Here is an 18,227-nt window from a genome sequence, read left to right on the forward strand (position 1 = left end):
ACGGTCCCTTTCTGTTTAACCAACTGTCTTTACTGAATGATGCCGATCCACCAGTCGTAGATCAAGCGTGAGAAGTAAGGCGTTTCGGACACCATCCAAGCCGCAAGATCGCTTTCGACATAGAGCTGTTGAATGAAATCCATCGGAATCATGGATGCGAGCGTCAGCAACAGGAAGATTCCGATGTAGTGCATCAGGAATCCAAGGACGCCGCCTCCCAGTTGGTTCAATTGTTTGATGATCGGGAAGAATGCCAATGAGTTCAGCATGCTCCCGACAAATCTCGTGACCAGCCAGCCTGCGAACAACAACAAGATGAACGCCAATCCGTTATAAAACGCCTGATCCAGGACGAACGATACCTCTTCTGTGTAAAAAATCAATTCTTTACCGAACTCGATGGATGGATATGGGACCAGCAGATCGATTTTTGCTGCGATCACGGTATAGTATTCTCTGGCAACCAAGAAAGATATGAAATACCCCACTGTATAGACAATCTGCAGAATAAGACCTCTTCTGACGCCTGTATAGATGCCCCACAGCAACGTAAGCACTATGATAAACGTAAGCATTTTTTCACCTGATTTCTACAGTCTTTTTACTTCTTTTTTCCGTCGTGCTCGTGATTCTTTGTGTATGGCGGGATGGTATTTTCTGCATTTCTGTTGACACCCAAAGCCGAACGTACTTGATTTCTGTGTTGTACCCGTTTCAACGTCGCCTCGGAAGCGGTTGTCGTCTTCGTCAATTTCGAATTGGATTTCCTGGCAGGCAACTCATTTGCTTCGCGGGCCGCTTGCTGCAGTTCACTGATTGTCGCTGGCATAGAAGTCACGAGTTGACTCTTGTCGTCGCGCTTTTTCCGGGAAAATTCAGGCAACGCCTTCTTAGCGGCCGCACTATCGGCCATCTTTTCTGCATTGTGTTCCTTTTCAGGCGTTTCAACCACCGCTGTCTTGGATTCACTTGTTTGTATAGCTACTTTCTCCTCTGCCAGGGGAACAGCCTCAGTTTTTTGCTCAACGTCGGCAATCGTTTCAGGTTTAGGTGTCTCGGCTAAAGTATTCTCCGGCTCAGTCTGTTCTGTTTCCTCAACGGAAGCGGAGTGTGTAACGCTATGGCTTTCCTGCAAAGCCTCCTCTAGCTTCGCCACCTTCAGCAACAGCTCTTCCATCTCAAGTTGTTTCGTGATCTGATCGGAAATGGCGTTCACAGCCACTAGGATGCCGCGCTCCTCCCGGCCAAGCGCCGGTGCTGCTTGTTTGATCTGTTTCAACTGCGCATTGACCAACTCCGATACAGCAGTCAAATGCTCAGGTGCTTTATTTCCCACAATCGTATAGGTCTTTCCTGCTATGATCGTTTTGAATCTTCTCTTGTTTTCCGTCATATTCAAATGCCTCCATTAAAAAACTGTCTAATATATTTTAACATAAATCCGACGAATTGCAGTATAAACCTCTTTATGTTGCCAATCCTGTCCTGCTGTCCTAAAATAGCTGATCCACTCTGCAGCAATTCCCCATGAAGAAGACAACTTCATGTGATAGAATAAGGAATACCATAATAAATAAGCAGTACAGAGAAATTAAATAGAGCAAGGATGAGAGTATGTCGAATGTCGTATTGAAAGTAACGATGGGTCAACTAAAAAATTTGGCCGTCCATTATCAGGATTATGCTGTGAAACCAGTGCCGCACAGCCTTTTCACAGCCAAGAAGAACCAGACCACCATCACCGGTTACAACTCCGGGAAAGTGCTGTTTCAAGGCCAGAACGCCGAAAGCGAAGCAGCGCAGTGGCAAGCATCCGGCGACCAGGTTGTGGCCACTAAATCCCATTCCGCAAAAAACGGACTGAAAAAAGAGATTCCGAACAAAACCGGGCTCCCTGCAGGTTTTTCCGAATGGTCCGTCATCGGCAGCGATGAAGTGGGCAACGGCAGCTATTTCGGACCACTTACGGTCTGTGCCGTCTATGTATCCGCCGACCAATTACCGTTGCTGAAAAAGATGGGCGTTCAAGACTCAAAAGCTTTGACCGATGCCCGCATCATCACCATTGCGAAGCAATTGTTGGAGCATGTTCCGCACAGCGTCATCAACTTGATGCCCGAAAAATACAATGAGGTCCAACCAACGATGTCTCAAGGTAAAATGAAGGCATTGCTGCACAACCAAGTCCTCGATCAGCTGTTGAAGAAAATCGAGCCGGAAAAGCCCAAAGCGATCCTGGTCGATCAGTTTGAATTGCCTTCCACGTATTTCAAACATATCGCCGATCAAAAAGTGCAAGTGAAGGAAAACATTTATTTCCAGACAAAAGGCGAATCCCACCATCTGGCGGTGGCGGCGGCTTCCATCATCGCCCGCTACTACTTCCTGAAGACTTTGGCGGACATGACCGCAGCCTCCGGTTATCCGATCCCTTCAGGCGCCGGCGCCAACGTCGATCTGATCGCTGCGGAAATGTATCGTGAAGGCGGCTTGGAACTGCTGGACAAATACACGAAACTACACTTCGCAAACACCCAAAAAGCCATTAGATTGGCGAACAGATAGCTTGCCGGCGAATCGTACGGGGAATTCCCTTCAGCTGGGTCCGATGCTGAGTAGGTTGTCCGACAATCCGAATGAATCGGACAACTGATTACTAGCCACATCTTAATCTTCGCAAAACAAAGAGTGGACCGTCTCATCCCGAGACGGTCCACTCTTTGTTTGTACATCATTCTTCTAAATTAACGGATGGCAGCTCCACATTCGGTTTCCAAAGCTGCGACTAATTTCGTGAAGGCTTTGTTGATGTCTTCATCGACAAGCGTCGCTTCAGGATTCAGGAATGACATGGAATAAGCAACCGACTTCTTGCCGTCTTCGATGCCTTTGCCTTGATAGATATCGAACAGGTGGACATCCTTCAGGAATTTCCCGCCGTTTTCCTTGATGGTCTTGACGATCTGTTGGTGTGTTACGGTTTCATCCACCAATAAAGCCACATCGCGGGTCACGCCAGGGAATTTAGGGATCGGCTGTTGCGTGATCACTTCCTTCGGTGCGGCGATGATCGCTTCGAAATCGATTTCGAAAGCATACGTTTCCTTCAGGTCATAGGCATTTGCCGTTGCCGGATGGACTTGGCCGACATAACCGATATAGGCATCGCCCAGATAGACGGCAGCCGTTCTGCCTGGATGCATCCATTTCAGGTCTTTGGCAGCTTCAAAACGGATCTGATCGCTCAGGCCCATCGTCTCGAAATACCCATCCAGTACCCCTTTGGCGTGGTAGAAATTGACGGGTTCGGCATCCATTTGCCAATCTTTTTGGTAGGCCATTCCTGTCATCACGCCAGCCAAACGTTCCGCTTCGATCGGCAAAACGCTGTCAGCAGACGGGAAGAACACGCGACCGATTTCGTAAAACTGGATATCCGTGTTCTTGCGGGCAACGTTGTAAGCAGCGTTGTCCAAAAGCGTGCTCAACAAGTTCATCCGCAGCGTGCTGCGATCTTCGCTCATCGGCCAAGCCAAACGGATGCCTTCCTTGTCTTCGACTGCGTATTCCCGCGCTTTTTCGGCGGTAGTCAAGACATAGCTGATGTTCTGAGTAAGTCCCGCACCTTCCATGAATCTTCTGGTGATGCGCATCGTGTGTTGTTTAGGCGTCAATGCAGTCGGCAAAGCCGGTGTGATCGGCAATGTTTCCGGAAGGTTGTCGTATCCGTAGATGCGTGCGACTTCTTCCAGGATATCCGCATAGATGGAGATATCCCATCTTCTCGGTGGAACAGCAACGGTGAATGTTTCGCCATCAAACGTCGAGGCAAAACCCAACTGGTTAAAGATGGCAGTCACTTCACCGCTGGAAATGGCGGTCCCCAACGAACGGTTGATTTTTTCCAAAGTGATGACCACTTCCGTATCCTTCACTTCCACAGTATCGACGGAAGCTGTACCGGCAACGATAGTGCCCCCTGCCAATTCATGGATCAGTTCAGCTGCATGTTCTCCGGCTGTGCGGATTGTTGCGACGTTGATGCCTTTTTCGAAACGGGAACTGGATTCGCTGCGCAAGTTGAACTTCCCAGCTGTTTTGCGGATCAAAACCGGATTGAACAAAGCCGCTTCCAAAGCGACAGTCACGGTTCCATCAGTAATTTCTGAATCCAGACCGCCCATGACACCAGCCAATGCAATCGGTGCAGTACCATTCGTGATGACGATGTTATCTGTGTCGAGCGTTCTTTCGACCCCATCAAGCGTCGTCATTGTTTCATTCTCTTTGGCACGACGGACAATGATTTCCTTGGAACCGATTTGATCATAATCGAAAGCATGCAATGGCTGGCCGTATTCCAACAGGATATAATTCGTGATGTCGACTACGTTGTTGATCGGACGGATACCGCCGTTCATCAGTTTATTCTGCAGCCAAAGCGGACTTTCCGCAATTTTTACGTCTTTGATCACTTGGATATGATAGGCAGGCGCATCGTTCGTGTCCTCAACGGCAACTTTGATGTAATCCGTAACAGAACCTGTTTTTTCAGAAACCGGAGCCTCCGGGAATTTCAATGCTTTGTTGTAGATGGCTGCAACTTCATAGGCGGATCCGCGCATGCTTAAAGCATCGGCACGGTTAGGCGTGATATCGATGTCCAGGATTGCATCATCCAGTTCCAACAAGTCAACGACTTCTGTTCCGGGAACAGCTTCAGCAGGCAGGACAAATATCCCGTCCGCATATTTTTTTGAAACAACGCTTTCCGAGTAGCCCAGTTCAGCCAATGAACAGATCATCCCGTTCGATTCTTGGCCGCGCATCTTACCTTTCTTGATTTTTGCGTTGCCGGTGATCCGCGCGCCATGCAAAGCCACGATGACTTTCTGGCCTGCAGCTACATTCGGTGCACCACAGACAATCTGGATCGGTTCCTCAGCCCCGATATTTACTTGGCAGACATGCAGATGGTCTGAATCAGGATGGTCGACTACGGACAACGTTTCCCCGACGACGATCTTTGACAAACCTTTGCCCGGATAGATGACGTCATCCACTTCAATACCGGTACGCGACATTTTTTCCGCTAATTCATCTGGTGTTACATCTGATAGATCTAAATATTCTTTTAACCATTTATAGGATACTTTCATTATGTTACTCCTTTACATCGAATTGACTTAAGAATCGGATATCATTTTGGTAGAAGTGGCGGATGTCATCAACACCATATTTCAACATCGCTACACGTTCCTGGCCTAGACCAAATGCAAATCCGGAGTATTTCGTAGAGTCAATTCCAGACATTTCCAGAACATTGGGATGGACAATACCTGAACCCAGGATTTCAATCCAGCCGGTTTGTTTGCAGACGTTACAACCGGATCCGCCACACTTGAAGCAGCTGACATCGACTTCCACAGAAGGTTCCGTGAACGGGAAGTAGCTAGGGCGTAAACGGATTTCACGTTCTTCCCCGAACAATTTTTTGGCGAAGACGGCAAGGGTCCCCTTTAGGTCAGCCAAAGTGATGTTCTCTCCGATTACCAATCCTTCAATCTGGTGGAATTGGTGCGAGTGGGTCGCATCATCGCTATCACGGCGATAGACTTTCCCAGGACTGATCATCTTCAACGGACCTTTGGAAAAATCATGCTTCTCCATCGTGCGCGCTTGGACAGGTGACGTATGCGTACGCAACAACAATTCATCGGTGATGTAGAAAGTGTCCTGCATATCGCGGGCCGGATGATCTTTCGGGAGATTCATCTTCTCGAAATTGTAGCTGTCCTGTTCCACTTCTGGGCCGTCCACGATTTTGTAACCCATCCCCAAAAACAGATCTTCGATTTCCTCGTTGATCTGCGTCAATACGTGTGTCGTACCTTGCGCAATCTTCTTGCCCGGTAGGGTGACATCGATCGTTTCAGCCGCAATTTCAGCTTCCATTTTTTTAATTTCAAGTGCATCTTTTTTGGCTTGGATGGCGGCTTCAATATCGTCACGCAATTCATTTGCTAAAGTTCCGATGACCGGGCGTTCTTCAGGACTTAGATCTTTCATCCCTCTCAAAGCCTCCGTGATTGGTCCTTTTTTTCCCAAATAAGAAATACGGACTTGATTCAATGACTGCAGCTCCTCTGCAGATTCGACTTGCTGCAAGGCATCTATACGTAACGTTTGTAATTTCTCTTTTAATTCCATGTTCTGTCCCCTTCTCATAAAAAATGCAAAAAAATCCCGTCCCTGGTAAGGGACGAGATTTTCGTGGTACCACCCTTGTTTCGTTGCAAGCAACGACACTTCATTTGTTTAACGGTAATAAACCGGAACTTTATTCATTGCACAGGGCAAATCCCAAAGTCAGCTCGGGGAGTGAAAAAACACAATCATCTTCTATAAAGGCTCGCAGTCAATGGCCATTATTCCCTGAAAAAAGTTGCAGATTGTGAAGATTCCCTTCAACGCTTTTCGTATTCATTTTACTTACTTTGCCAGTTTAACCGGAAATGCCGTTTCCGTCAAGTTCGGATTCAGACCCACGCATCCGACCAAGTTTGGATTTCCTGCATCACACTGTTCAATGCCTTACCTTTTTCCGACAATCCGTACATCACTTTGATTGCCGCCGCAGGATTTTCGGTTCTTACCACAATTTTTTCATCTTCCAGCTCTTTTAAGCGTTCAACTAATACTCGATCACTGACATTAGGTATCTGTGCGGCCAATTCCTTGAATCGTTTATCTCCGTCCATCAAGACTTCGATGATTAAGCCGGTCCATTTCTTCCCTAAAATAGAGAATGTCTTTTCGAATTTTGGACAAATACATTTTTTTACTTCCAGCATTTCATTCACAGCCTTCACCTCTTTGACCTATTATAAACACCCTCATTTCCCCTGTCAAAGGGAATGTGCCTTTTGTCACAAAATGTTTACAAAAAATAAGCATCCTATCCCGCAAACAGCACTAACTGAATTGGTTCCCCAGATAAATGCCTGCAGGCGCCGAATATTTCCATCAAATTAGGAAAAACTTCACGAAAAATATTCGTGAATATTCGGCAACCAGCTTGCAAGCTGTACAAAAAGTTCATGTCTGTTTCTTATAATAGGATAGGAATTTCACAAAGGCAATACTTTTTCACGTTTAAATGAAAAAATAGCGATTTTTTAAAGATTTCTTCAGCCGACGAAGTGATAAAGCAAGATACCTGCCGCGACCGCAACATTCAAGGACTCGGCTTCGCCAAAAATCGGAATGTACAAATTCTGATCCGTCAACGCCAATATTTTTTCAGAAACGCCATTTCCTTCATTACCCATTACCAATACAACCGTATCGGTCGGAGGAAGAGTGCGGTAATCGACGGCAGCTTCGTTCAGTTCGGTTCCGTAAACGGGCATGCCTTTACTCTTCATTTCAGGTATCAACTCTTGCAAAGCGGCGCGATGAACCGGCAGATGGAAATGACTACCTTGCATAGAACGCAATACTTTATCATTGTACAGATCAACCGATCCCTCACCTAAAAAGACACCAGAATAACCGGCAGCATCCGCCGTCCGGATGATGGTGCCGACATTCCCTGGATCCTGGACCTGATCCAAAAGGATATATTTGCCCTTGTAATCCAAAATCGGAGCCGCTTCAGGAAACTGAACAATCGCGACGACTCCTTGCGGCGTTTCTGTCTGGGCCAGGCTGGCCAGGATTTCCTGGGAAACGATGATGATGTCCCTCTCACCAAGCGGCAGATCCGACTGTTGGTGAAAAGCTTCAGTCATCAAAACTTCCTGGATGCTTGCGTTTGCTTTGATGGCCTCTTTCAAAAGATGCGTCCCCTCGATCAGATAAGCGCCCGCCTCTTTCCGGCCTTTGGTGGTCTGCAGTTTTTTCCATTGTTTTACTTTTTGATTTTTCATCGATGCTATCTTTTCCATTTTGTAACTCCTCAGTTCAACATATCCCCTATTATAACGCATTTATTATTCCCTTTTCATCCAAAGATAGAAAAAAGAGACTGGGGAACTCCCAATCTCTTCGAAATTTTAAGTATATTAGCCACCGATATAATTCAATGGATCAACTAATCCACCATTTTCATGAACTTCAAAATGGAGATGAACACCCGTTGAATCGCCGGTTGTACCCATTATTCCAATTTGTTGACCTTGACTGACTGTTTGTCCCGGTGCGACCAATAACCCTGGTTGCATATGCGCGTAAAGTGTTTCAACGGTCACACCATTGATGGTGCCATGGTTGATTACCACATAGTAGCCAAAGCTAGCGTGATATGTTGCTGTTACTACAGTCCCGGATTGTGCAGCAGAAATAGCTCCACTGCCCGCAATATCTTGCCCTCTATGCAATTCAGAGCCACCTGTGATTGGTGAAAGACGATATCCAAACGGAGATGAGTAGTAGCCACTGGCTGGTTTTATGAAACCACTAGAGTTTACAGTATAACTGCTGGATGCAGTCGTAGTCGGCGCTGCTGATGCAGTCAAATTATTAGCTGCCGTAGCTGCTGCTGCAACTGCCGCCGCTTCAGATGCTGCTTGTTCGGCTGCTGCCCTCTCAGCTGCAATCCTTGTTTCTTCTGCTACCATGTCATTGCTGATGGTTTCAGTTTGTGCAGCCAAGTCAGCTCTGGTTGATTCCAAGCCATTTTTCTCGGCTTCAGTCAATTCGTAGTTCTCAATGACTTGCGCGATTTGGATGTCGATTTCAGTTTTTTGGGCTACGACATTATTTTTTGAAATCAGAATGTCTTGTCTCAATGCTTCAGCAGCAAGTTTTTCTTCTTCAACAGCCACTTTGCTGTCTTCGACTTTTTGCTGATCCGCTTCCTGTTGTTCCACGATGTCCTTGTTGGCAGTCACAATCTTTGAAACGACCGTGATTTTTCCGACTAAGTCAGAAAAATTCTCTGAAGACAACAGCATTGAAGCTATATCCGTAACACCCGCATCCGTTTGGATATAACGAGCCTGTGTATTTAATTTTTCGGTTCTCTGGTCGATGACCACTTGTAATGCTTCAATTTCAGCTTGCAATTCCAGAATTTTTGATTCGATATCAGCTAATTTTTGCTCTTGAGTCGCTAACCGATTCATCAATTCATCCAATTGCGATTGAAGTTCATTCACTTTTGTTTCCAAGTTTGCTTTTTCGGATTCCAAAGTATTCAATGAATTTGATTTTTCTTCTATCTGCGATTGAATCGTATTCGTTTCTAATTGCAAAGCATCTTTTTGTTGTTGTAATTCTTCTAATGTAGCCGCCTGAGCAGTAAATCCACCTGCAATCGGACTAAGCAATAAGATTGATGAGAACAACGCGATATGTTTTTTTCCCAATTATACTTCTCCTCCTGTTTCTACTACGAGATGAAGTATATCAAAATTAAAATACCATTGCATGATAGAAATATGACAATTGTGTTTCAATTTGTTACGACAGTCGTAAATCGTGAAATATTGTTCATGTTTACACATCGGTTTCCGAACACAGTCTGCATTTGATTGTTCGCGCTTCCAGCGATATACTTAAGCTGTACCAAGTGTTTCCTCCACCATCGCTCTTCAAGAAAGAAAGGGGCAATAACATGAGAATCGATCAAAAAGATTTACACAAACCAGGTACGGACAACCTTCCTCCTGGCGTCTACAAGGAAGTCGGCCCAAGAGGGGGCAAAATTACCGGCAGCAAAGAGGTCCATATCGTTGAAGGGCATAGACTTCCGCCTACCAACAAAGCCGGAAACAAATGGATCAAAAAAGACTGATTGTTCGCTGATAACTGATCATTTGAAAGCTTCGCGGTGGAGAAAACTTGGAAAGGCGTTCAGAAAAGGACCGTGCAGCAAGCGCCGCACAGTCCTTTTCTTATCCGATGCATTATTTTGCCAGAAGTTCCTTGATGATTTTGGATACGAGTGCTTTATCGGCTTTGCCATCCAGCACTTGCATCGAAAATTTCATCGCATCCTTCAATGACATTTCGGCTACACCGTTTTCGGCCAAAAAGAAGCGAACTTCCCGTTCATCCATCATCTTAGGCACATAAGCCTCCAAAATTGCCAACTTTTTCTGATTTTCTTCAATTAGGTCCGTGCGTTCAACTTGCTTTGCAAAAGCGATCGCTTCATTGGTTTTTTTTATGTCCTTCATAAAAACATGGATTTCCTCTGCTTCAGTCATTTCGCGCTTGTTGTCGATAATGAAAGAATCGTATTCCGTTTTGATCAGGCGGAGGACATCTGCCTTCAACGTGTCTTTGTCTTTCCTTGCTTGGATGAAGTCTTTGTTGACTGTTTCTTTCAATGTCATGATTACTGAGCTCCTCTCCGAAATTAGTTATAGACCGCCCCTCATTATGGATTCTTTCCAAGATCAGCGTCCTCCCTTAATTCTAAGGAATAGAATCGGAATTGGCAAATCTGTAACCATTGGCGTCGTTTCATCATTTTCTGAAAAATTTTACTCTATCTTATTTCATCTACTTGAAAACCTATTATCGTGTTAAGGAAGCATCATCAGATGAATTTCACCAAAAACAGAAATGCTGATTTAACAGCATTTCTGTTTTTGGTGGTATGAAACAATCAGACAGTTTGTTTATTTCAGCAATTCGTACATGGCTAATCTTATCAATCACTGATAAATCAAGATTTCTAGCATCAAATAGAAAAATATCCCGGGAAAATCCCGAGTAACAAAAGTCCGGGCAGGGCTTTTTTTCTTCCTATAATATTACTTCTAAAACAGATAAACAAAAATATAGGCAAAGTTCGCTCACATTGATACCATTGACTAAAGGAGGTGCCCGATGATCCCATTGCATTTCACACAAATCTTATTAGTCTTAGAAGTTTTGGATAATGAGGAATTTATCGCTGCGAGAAATAGCATCCAGCTGTAGCTCAATTTTTCGATCAAAATCCGGAGCAATTTAAGAAAGCGGAAATGCTGCGTGTGCTGACTTAAGAAGACCTGAAAAAGTACTTGCAAGGTTAAACTGAATAATAGTCATACAGTCAAGGCAGTTTGATAAAGCTAAAGACTACATACCCCTCTTTTTGCTCATAACTTGTAACATAAGTGATTCGGCATATTATCTTTCTTCCAGTGTAAGTTAGGCTTATATTATTCCATTCATTCAAGATAACGATATCTCCAACTTTAAAATTCCGATCGTTTTTTCTTATTTCAAAAGTTTTTGTACCTAATAATACATGTTCAAAATATTCGTTATCAATTTTTAGATCGTGCATAGCTAGCCCTTCTTATTCTTCAATAATAAATTTTTTCAGATTACCATATTTATTTATATTATCATATACAAATAAAGGTACATGATATGTTTCGCTCAATTTTATCGCACATTCTTCCTCGCATTTTTGAAATTTTTTAATAAATTCTACTTCATATTCCTTGTTGTCTCTTTTCCAGAGATTTCCGACTATTACTTCAGGATTATTCTTAATTAAGATTATTTTATTAAGGTCAGTATCTTTAAAAGTGTCTTGGGGTATTTCGTAAATGTTACCATTTTTATCTAGAAGACAACAATGACCATCTAACAGTAATTGGGCATTATTTTCGACGTTAATATCCAGTAACTGTTTTTTCCATAATTCTTGATTTCCACTAATATTTCCCGTATTTTTTTCACTCGTATCGATATTATTACCTGCGGAACGGATCAAATCACTTACAGAATAAGCACTAAGTTTAATTTCTTTTTGTAACTTCCTAATCAGAGTTGTTTTTCCTACACCATGTATACCCGTCATAAAAATATATCCCATTTTATCAGACTCCAATGTAACAAAATGACTGAGGCGCAACTTTAATATTCTTATCAAATTCTTGAAGCGTCAATGGTTCCTCAAACATTTTGAAACTTTTAATTTTAATAGCAAATGCTTGGTCTCGCCCTTCAAAATACTCATTATAAAAACGTTTTGAGGTTCCAGAATATTTTTTTGTTTTTTCCCATAAAGCTGAAGGAGAGTCAGAAATAATATTATCTATCTCAAATTCACCAACAACCTTACCGTATGGTTTTGTTGCATACACAACAACTGTAGATATATCATCACGCTTGAATATTAATTTACGGTATTCATATTTCTTATTACCATTTACTATTTCTTTAACAAACTCAGGTCTAATTGATAATAAAACTTTCATTTACTTCACCTAATTCTAGTATTTTATTGAATTGCTCTTCACTTAATTTCATAAACCCTGCATATCCGGTATCGATTCCTACTTTTTCCAATAATGCATCTCTTACAATACGTTTTTGTAAAGCTACATTGTATATCATTTTTATTACGTGAGGATAGTCTTTACTTCTCCAAAAAGACTTTAACTCACTTTCTTGAAAAATTGTACCCTTACCAACAAATTTACTGTATTCTTCAAAACTAGAAAATTCGGATATATTCTTATAATCTACAACCGTACATACTGACGTTGCAACAGAACTAAATCTAGCAGCTTTTCCATTCTCTGCAGTTCTATAAATAATTAGCAAATCATTTTTTTTGAGATTTTCAATCCCATACATTTTTGTTAAATAAACTTTTTCAATTGTATTAGTAAATGATAAATCCTGAATAACATGATCTCTTTCCGTGATTAATCTTGATTGAGGAAACAATAAAGTATGGAATTTTGGCCAAATACCCAATAAGTAATAATTTGCGTTCGAAACTTTTAACCGCGGATAGTTTTTAAAAATATCATCATAAACTTGAAGTGACTTTGTATAGACAAGTTCATGATTACTTTTCTCTCCCCACTTTAAAAATCCGAACTTTTCAAATAATCTTATTAGTCCTTCTTGTTTATCAAATAAAGTAACATAAACTTCATCATAATTTCCATAAATCATTTCATTCATAATAATACTCATAAATCGTTCACCAAGAACAGTTCCATGCGAATCAATTTTAAATGTTCCAATTTTTAACCGTCTTTTCTTCTCAAAAGGAGGGGCAATATCATTTGATGCTTCGTCCTCATCTTTTAAATAAAGAAACCCTCTCATTTTACCTTCATTTAAAATATATGCCGATTCTTCACTTTTTCTTATAAACCAATCTTCAAAACCAGGGTAATCATCTTTTAGTGAATCAAAAAAGGAATTACTTAAATCTATTTCTGAGAATTTAACATACTTTATGACATCGTTTTCCAAAAATATTCCCCCTAATTTAAAAGCTTAACTCCGTTTTATACAAAGTATGATCAAAAAATTAGTTTCTTTGTCACACAAATTTATATAATAACAAGAGATTACTCACTTAGTATAACACAAGAACATAGGTTTGCGTATTGATATGTAAAAACTACCTTTCCAGAGAAACTATAGTTATCGTTCAATCAAAATAATTCTTTTTTGAGTATATATTTTATTCGTTACGAAACTAGCCACCCTAGGAGCATTTCCTATGCATTAGATATGAGACTGGCTAACTTGGGGGGGGATAAAAACCAGCCTCACTAATACTATACGTATTTCTTTAAAAGCAATTTTTATTTATGCATATTTTTTCTCAATAAAAGCACCTTTCGACTCATCATAGCGAATCGCCACGTTGTCATTCTCTCAACGTGTTTAGCCCTTCACTCAGAATAACGAGAGCAAAAAATCAGCCTACCCTCATTTGAGAGCAGGCTTTTTAGGTTGAACACTAACCAACGCGGAACTCAATCGCCTCAATACTTAACCCTTTCCCCTTAGTACCTGACCATTCGCCACTGCGGACCCATGGTCTCCATCCTTGGTTCGCAACATGCGCCCTATACTGCACGCCGTTGCCGACGTTTATCAAAACTGCTTCCAGGCGTTTCTCCTCTCCTGCTGTACCAAAAATATTGGTACCGGAATTATACGACACGTCTCCGATATCCTGAATGTGTACAGATCCGTTTATAGGTTGGGCTTTACCGTTGTTTTTTACGACCAAGGAAAAAGCCTCCAATCGTAATCCCTTCCCGACTGTACCAAGAGTATTGTTGATCATCTCGCACCAACCTTTTTGCTGAATGTGTGCCTGACCTCCAAAGGTCACTCCAGCATCAGTTGTTGTGACAGGCGCTGCTACCGTCGTGCTAGGCTGCGCCAATTTTGCGCGGAAGGCATCCATCTGAGCTTTGGTATAACCCGGACAAGATGAGTTGTTATAAACCTCCCAGTGTCCCTTGACCTTGCTTGCTGGCACACTCAAATCACCCATGATTTTGCGTGTCAGCCAATCGCGTGCATCAATTTGCGCTTGTGAGTAATCATTGCCGTTTCCGGCCTCCACGCTAATGTGCACGCAGTACCCGTTGTTATTGTAGACTCCCCAAGTGATTCGCTCGTAGTCATAGTTCTGCCAGATATTCCCGTCCACGTCGATGTAAAAGTGATAGCCGCCACGATCCCAACCGAGCGTGTTTTTCCAGTATTCCTCGTGGCCAGTGATAAATTTGCGCACAGATCTAGTAACTGCAGAATAATGCCATACTATTGTCGTGATTGTAGACCGAGAGCGGTCTTTACTTTGGCCACCAAGCGCTGATGCGCGCCGATCATTAATTGTATAAGCCATTATTATTTTACCTCCTTAAGTGTCTTCGTAGCTACATCCCACATTCCTGAAGCTGAAGCGCCATACAGCAAACCTTCAAAAGCATTGACAAAGATGTCGCCTTTGTAGATAAAGCCGTACAAAGCGCCGAATAGAGCCCCAAAAACTACGGCCACAAATGCCAGGTACTTGCTTTCTAGCCCTGCGCGCTTGGTCATTTCAACAGCAATCATCGTGATCGGTGCGATAAAAATATTAAATTCCATTTTCTTGATCCCCTTTCAGGATGGCGTTCTCGATTTTCAACTCGTCATTTTCTTCCCGCAGAACTTCGACTTCATCTTCCAACTTTTCGACTATTAACTTGTAACCATTGATATCCTTGACGTACTTGTTTTCGATGTCTTTTATTTGTGATTTCAGTTGCCTGACCTCTTCCCCCAACGCATCAACCTGCTCTTTATAAAAAGTAAAAAGCTTGGTGATATTTTCGGTGTATTGCTGCTCAACTGATCCATTTGTCTGTTTATTAGCGACCGAGAAGGTCACCACGCCCGTTACCGCACTTGCGATTATTGCGGATATCCACTCCATTGCCCACGCTCCTTTTTCCATAATAAAAAGGCTGCCCGGGTGAGCAACCTTTTTTGTAGGTACTATTTACCTGTCAGTAACGCAACGAGGATTACTTGCTTATCCTCTAATGATAACTTATCGAAGTCAGTCATATGTCATTCTCCTCTCGGTTTAGTTACCTGTAACCTACCCCTTTACTCGAATCTCTGTCAAGTAGGAATCACAACTAAACGTGAGCCATTACCAAAGTGATCTCTTTCTCTTCCTCAGCGATGCGTCCTTTCCTTACTTCTCTGGAACGGATGAAGAAACATATATTACAAAAAGAGCAACCAAAATGGTTGCTCTTAATTAAATATTCACTTATTTCTTTATTTTTTTAACAAATATTCGATTAAATTTTCTTCTTCTTCGATATATTTATCAACTAAAATCCAAATATCCATTACATTCCGATGCGCAGATTCTAAATAATTATTATTATTCCCCATTATTCGAGATTCTGCAGAACTTGCTAACCACGTTGCGAGGGAAGTGCAATTATCCCTCAATCGTTCTGCAAATTTATTTTTCCGATTAATATTAATCCAAACTCCAACTTTATAACTAAGGCTTTCCAATAGAATAGATGATAATTCATCTTCTGTAATTTTTGAGTAAATGAATTTCTTTTCGATATCTAGTAACCCATTGACATTATCAAATAGCTTTCGTTGTTTTTCTCTTTGGTCTTCTACAGTCACCGAAATGCGCCTATCTATTTTTCTTTGTCTGCTGTTGTAGAAAACCTCATAAACAAGCATTCCAAATGTTCCTATTGAAAGTGATATCTGAACCATTCCAATCCAATCCATTGTTGAGAACCTCCTTCGATATAATATTAAGAATATTATATCACTTTTAGTTCTTTATTAATTTTCAGCCGTATGAGAACGGCCATTTTCATTTCACGGTGTCAACGTTATGGTTCAGCAACTAGTTTCTGAACTTCTCGAAGTATTGTTTGTATGTGATAACTTCCGCTTGACCTGCATCTACATAACCTTTTATTTTATTAAGGATCAATCGGTACTGACTCTCAATGATATTAATGCCGCTAGCATCATCGGTAGGCACAATCTTGTGAGTAAAGATAGCCAACGATCCACCGTTTGCGATTGCAGTATCAATGCCTGTCATGGTGTGAGAATACCAGTTTGTCGTGTTGTCACTCACGTAGATTTTTGTAAGCTGATTTTTACTAAAACTTGTCGGCAACATCGTGCCGCTTGTCCGCAATCGCTCAATGGCAAAGCCGTATTTCTTGAGCGCATTCTCCAAGTTGATTCCGGTTGTGAATTGTCTAGTTGACCAAACGAGTTGATCCTTAAATCCTAGCGCTTCTTGCATGTCAATTGCGCCTTTTACATAGGCATCCACCTTGTCAATATCCGCTTGTACCGCGCTTGAAAATTGCTCGGTTGTCGGAAGATAAGCAGCATCATTAAAGTAGGTTGCCATTTCACACCCTCTGCGAACCAAAGCACGGGCAATGGCTGCGTCTGTCGATACCCCGAAGTTAAATTTAAACGGATAGCCAAATTCATCCAGTACGATTGCAATATTTGCATCCGTCCAAGCCAAAGGAGAGTAGTCAAAATCAAGGATAAAGTAAGATTTTTGTGGTACATTTTCCAACGCTCCTACCCTACCGTCAATAGCCGTCACATCCGTTTCAAGCGTTCCTACTGTTGTTTCAAGGTTTTCAGTCCTTGCGACAATATCAAGGTCTTGTGCAATCACTGTTTTTAATTGCAGATTGCGGATGGTTAGGTGATTTTCGCCTGCAGCAAAAACGTTATAACCAAACAAGGTGATTTTTAACTTGGTTGCGCCTGCCGGCATTGTAATCGCTTGTGATTTACTTGTTGTCCCTGCTGTATACCCAATGTATTTTGTATCTAGCGTATTTGTACCATCCGTAATAATCATGGTAAATATACCAGCAACACTGGCATCGCCTTCGCACGTAAACAGATAGTCTGTCGGAGTCACGTCAAATTCGTTTTCGATTGCAATATAAGGTTTAGATGCTCCACCGAAAGCCGCAGTAGTGGATATTGTATACTCTTTTATTCCATTTACAATTGGTTCAGCATAGGCGGTATTGGCGGCATTACCAAAATAAGAAACAGTTGTCGAATCAGTGTTAAGTATTTCCATTGCGTTCGGGTTCGGGTCAAGTGGGAAAAGCAAGTTTATTTCATTTTCCAAGTCTGTGGATAGCTTGGATTTTGTCACACTATTATCTTGCGGAACAGACAACAAATTAATCGGTCCTCCGGTTCCTGTGACTAACCCAAGCGTTGCGGCGGATAAATCTTCAGGCTCGGCTTTTACTCCCCCACCTATCTTATGCTCCAGCTGCGCACCCAATGAATTTAACTCCTGTGGATATTTCGCTTCCATATTAATAGCTCGTTGGATGAAATCCTGCTCCACCACATCAATCCGCGCATTCCAGCCATTCACTTCCACGAGCGCATTCTCCAATGTGCTAAAACTTGTCTCACCCTGAATTGCCGCTGGATTAATCGCGCTGTTCTTAACAGTAAGCTTGAAATTATTGGATTCTATCGGCCTTCCTTCCCCAGGAGGAACGAGCTGCAGGGATGCATTCAGCGGTCCAATATTCGTGAGCATACCACTTGTATATTCAATCTCAAAAATCCCTTTTGTGATGTCAATATCATCGAAAGCATCCAGTCCAAACTTGGACGGGTCTCTTACGCTGGTCCAACCGAGGTTTAATGTATACCCCGTTAGGTCCTCTATGATGCCGGCATTCACAACTTGCACGCGCATAATCCGGCCGGGTTTCGCTTCTGGATTTTCGAAAAACGTCTTGCCGACCTGGTCCCAAATAATGTCGGCATCAATTATAAATTGTTCTAAGACCAATATGTATCACTCCTTTTTGGTAACTAAAAAAGGGCTACTCAGATGAGCAGTCCTTCTCTTAATTTTCCATTAAAATATTGTGTTTATTTCCATTGGATATCCCTTATAC

The 18,227-nt window shown here is 42.3% G+C and carries 19 protein-coding genes; 2 read left to right on the forward strand and 17 right to left on the reverse strand.

Annotated features, from left to right (window positions below; genetic code table 11):
• Positions 1–29: 29 nt before the first annotated feature.
• Together ACKPCD_RS09730 and ACKPCD_RS09735 are read right to left on the reverse strand one after the other, a co-directional pair.
• A complete protein-coding gene (locus ACKPCD_RS09730; RefSeq protein ID WP_086990223.1) occupies positions 30–575 on the reverse strand; it encodes a CvpA family protein in 546 nt (181 codons plus the stop codon).
• Between the two features lie 26 nt (positions 576–601).
• A complete protein-coding gene (locus ACKPCD_RS09735; protein WP_321433062.1) occupies positions 602–1,393 on the reverse strand; it encodes a cell division protein ZapA in 792 nt (263 codons plus the stop codon).
• 221 nt (positions 1,394–1,614) lie between these two features.
• Between ACKPCD_RS09735 and rnhC the strand changes: the two genes are divergently transcribed.
• Entirely contained in the window at positions 1,615–2,565 is a 951-nt protein-coding gene (gene rnhC, locus ACKPCD_RS09740) for a ribonuclease HIII (RefSeq protein ID WP_321433063.1), read from the forward strand.
• A gap of 179 nt (positions 2,566–2,744) precedes the next feature.
• Here the strand turns inward: rnhC and pheT are convergent, their stop codons facing one another.
• The 5 genes from pheT to ACKPCD_RS09765 form a co-directional block, all read right to left on the reverse strand.
• On the reverse strand, positions 2,745–5,159 hold the full coding sequence (gene pheT / locus ACKPCD_RS09745) for a phenylalanine--tRNA ligase subunit beta (protein WP_321433064.1): 2,415 nt from the start codon (positions 5,157–5,159) through the stop codon (positions 2,745–2,747).
• A gap of 4 nt (positions 5,160–5,163) precedes the next feature.
• The gene (pheS, locus tag ACKPCD_RS09750) at positions 5,164–6,210 is read right to left on the reverse strand and encodes a phenylalanine--tRNA ligase subunit alpha (protein ID WP_321433065.1); all 1,047 of its coding nucleotides are present in this window, start codon (positions 6,208–6,210) and stop codon (positions 5,164–5,166) included.
• Positions 6,211–6,539: 329 nt separating this feature from the next.
• Positions 6,540–6,854, reverse strand: coding sequence for a winged helix-turn-helix transcriptional regulator (locus ACKPCD_RS09755; protein ID WP_086941806.1), 315 nt, complete (start codon positions 6,852–6,854; stop codon positions 6,540–6,542).
• A 336-nt stretch (positions 6,855–7,190) separates the two neighbouring features.
• Positions 7,191–7,949, reverse strand: a complete 759-nt coding sequence (locus tag ACKPCD_RS09760) for a TrmH family RNA methyltransferase (RefSeq protein ID WP_321433066.1) — start codon at positions 7,947–7,949, stop codon at positions 7,191–7,193.
• Between the two features lie 117 nt (positions 7,950–8,066).
• Positions 8,067–9,371 (reverse strand): murein hydrolase activator EnvC family protein, encoded by a 1,305-nt coding sequence (locus tag ACKPCD_RS09765; RefSeq protein ID WP_321433067.1) that lies wholly within the window; start codon positions 9,369–9,371, stop codon positions 8,067–8,069.
• 248 nt (positions 9,372–9,619) lie between these two features.
• Between ACKPCD_RS09765 and ACKPCD_RS09770 the strand changes: the two genes are divergently transcribed.
• On the forward strand, positions 9,620–9,799 hold the full coding sequence (locus ACKPCD_RS09770) for a YjzC family protein (RefSeq protein ID WP_086989222.1): 180 nt from the start codon (positions 9,620–9,622) through the stop codon (positions 9,797–9,799).
• Between the two features lie 112 nt (positions 9,800–9,911).
• On the opposite strand, the gene ACKPCD_RS09775 is transcribed toward ACKPCD_RS09770, so the two are convergent.
• From ACKPCD_RS09775 to ACKPCD_RS09820, 10 genes are all read right to left on the reverse strand, one after another.
• Positions 9,912–10,343 carry a GatB/YqeY domain-containing protein gene (locus ACKPCD_RS09775; protein ID WP_068562618.1) on the reverse strand — a complete coding sequence of 144 codons (432 nt, stop codon included), beginning with the start codon at positions 10,341–10,343 and terminating at the stop codon, positions 9,912–9,914.
• A 707-nt stretch (positions 10,344–11,050) separates the two neighbouring features.
• Positions 11,051–11,287: an ASCH/PUA domain-containing protein gene (locus tag ACKPCD_RS09780; protein ID WP_321433068.1), complete on the reverse strand. Its 237-nt coding sequence runs from the start codon at positions 11,285–11,287 to the stop codon at positions 11,051–11,053.
• Between the two features lie 12 nt (positions 11,288–11,299).
• Positions 11,300–11,824 carry an ATP-binding protein gene (locus tag ACKPCD_RS09785; RefSeq protein WP_321433069.1) on the reverse strand — a complete coding sequence of 175 codons (525 nt, stop codon included), beginning with the start codon at positions 11,822–11,824 and terminating at the stop codon, positions 11,300–11,302.
• A 4-nt stretch (positions 11,825–11,828) separates the two neighbouring features.
• Complete coding sequence (locus ACKPCD_RS09790; RefSeq protein WP_321433070.1) at positions 11,829–12,209, reverse strand: ASCH domain-containing protein; 381 nt, start codon at positions 12,207–12,209, stop codon at positions 11,829–11,831.
• The gene (locus ACKPCD_RS09795) at positions 12,187–13,224 is read right to left on the reverse strand and encodes a hypothetical protein (protein WP_321433071.1); all 1,038 of its coding nucleotides are present in this window, start codon (positions 13,222–13,224) and stop codon (positions 12,187–12,189) included. The genes ACKPCD_RS09790 and ACKPCD_RS09795 overlap by 23 nt, the downstream gene beginning before the upstream one ends.
• A 496-nt stretch (positions 13,225–13,720) precedes the next feature.
• Positions 13,721–14,623, reverse strand: a complete 903-nt coding sequence (locus ACKPCD_RS09800; protein WP_321433072.1) for an N-acetylmuramoyl-L-alanine amidase — start codon at positions 14,621–14,623, stop codon at positions 13,721–13,723.
• A gap of 2 nt (positions 14,624–14,625) precedes the next feature.
• Positions 14,626–14,868 (reverse strand): holin, encoded by a 243-nt coding sequence (locus ACKPCD_RS09805; RefSeq protein WP_321433073.1) that lies wholly within the window; start codon positions 14,866–14,868, stop codon positions 14,626–14,628.
• Positions 14,858–15,196, reverse strand: coding sequence for a hypothetical protein (locus ACKPCD_RS09810; protein ID WP_321433074.1), 339 nt, complete (start codon positions 15,194–15,196; stop codon positions 14,858–14,860). The genes ACKPCD_RS09805 and ACKPCD_RS09810 overlap by 11 nt, the downstream gene beginning before the upstream one ends.
• A gap of 353 nt (positions 15,197–15,549) precedes the next feature.
• Positions 15,550–16,032 carry a hypothetical protein gene (locus ACKPCD_RS09815; RefSeq protein WP_321433075.1) on the reverse strand — a complete coding sequence of 161 codons (483 nt, stop codon included), beginning with the start codon at positions 16,030–16,032 and terminating at the stop codon, positions 15,550–15,552.
• 121 nt (positions 16,033–16,153) lie between these two features.
• Positions 16,154–18,118 (reverse strand): hypothetical protein, encoded by a 1,965-nt coding sequence (locus tag ACKPCD_RS09820; RefSeq protein WP_321433076.1) that lies wholly within the window; start codon positions 18,116–18,118, stop codon positions 16,154–16,156.
• Positions 18,119–18,227: the final 109 nt, after the last annotated feature.

It is taken from the genome of Trichococcus flocculiformis, assembly GCF_963662535.1.
Classification (GTDB): Bacteria; Bacillota; Bacilli; order Lactobacillales; family Aerococcaceae; genus Trichococcus; species Trichococcus flocculiformis.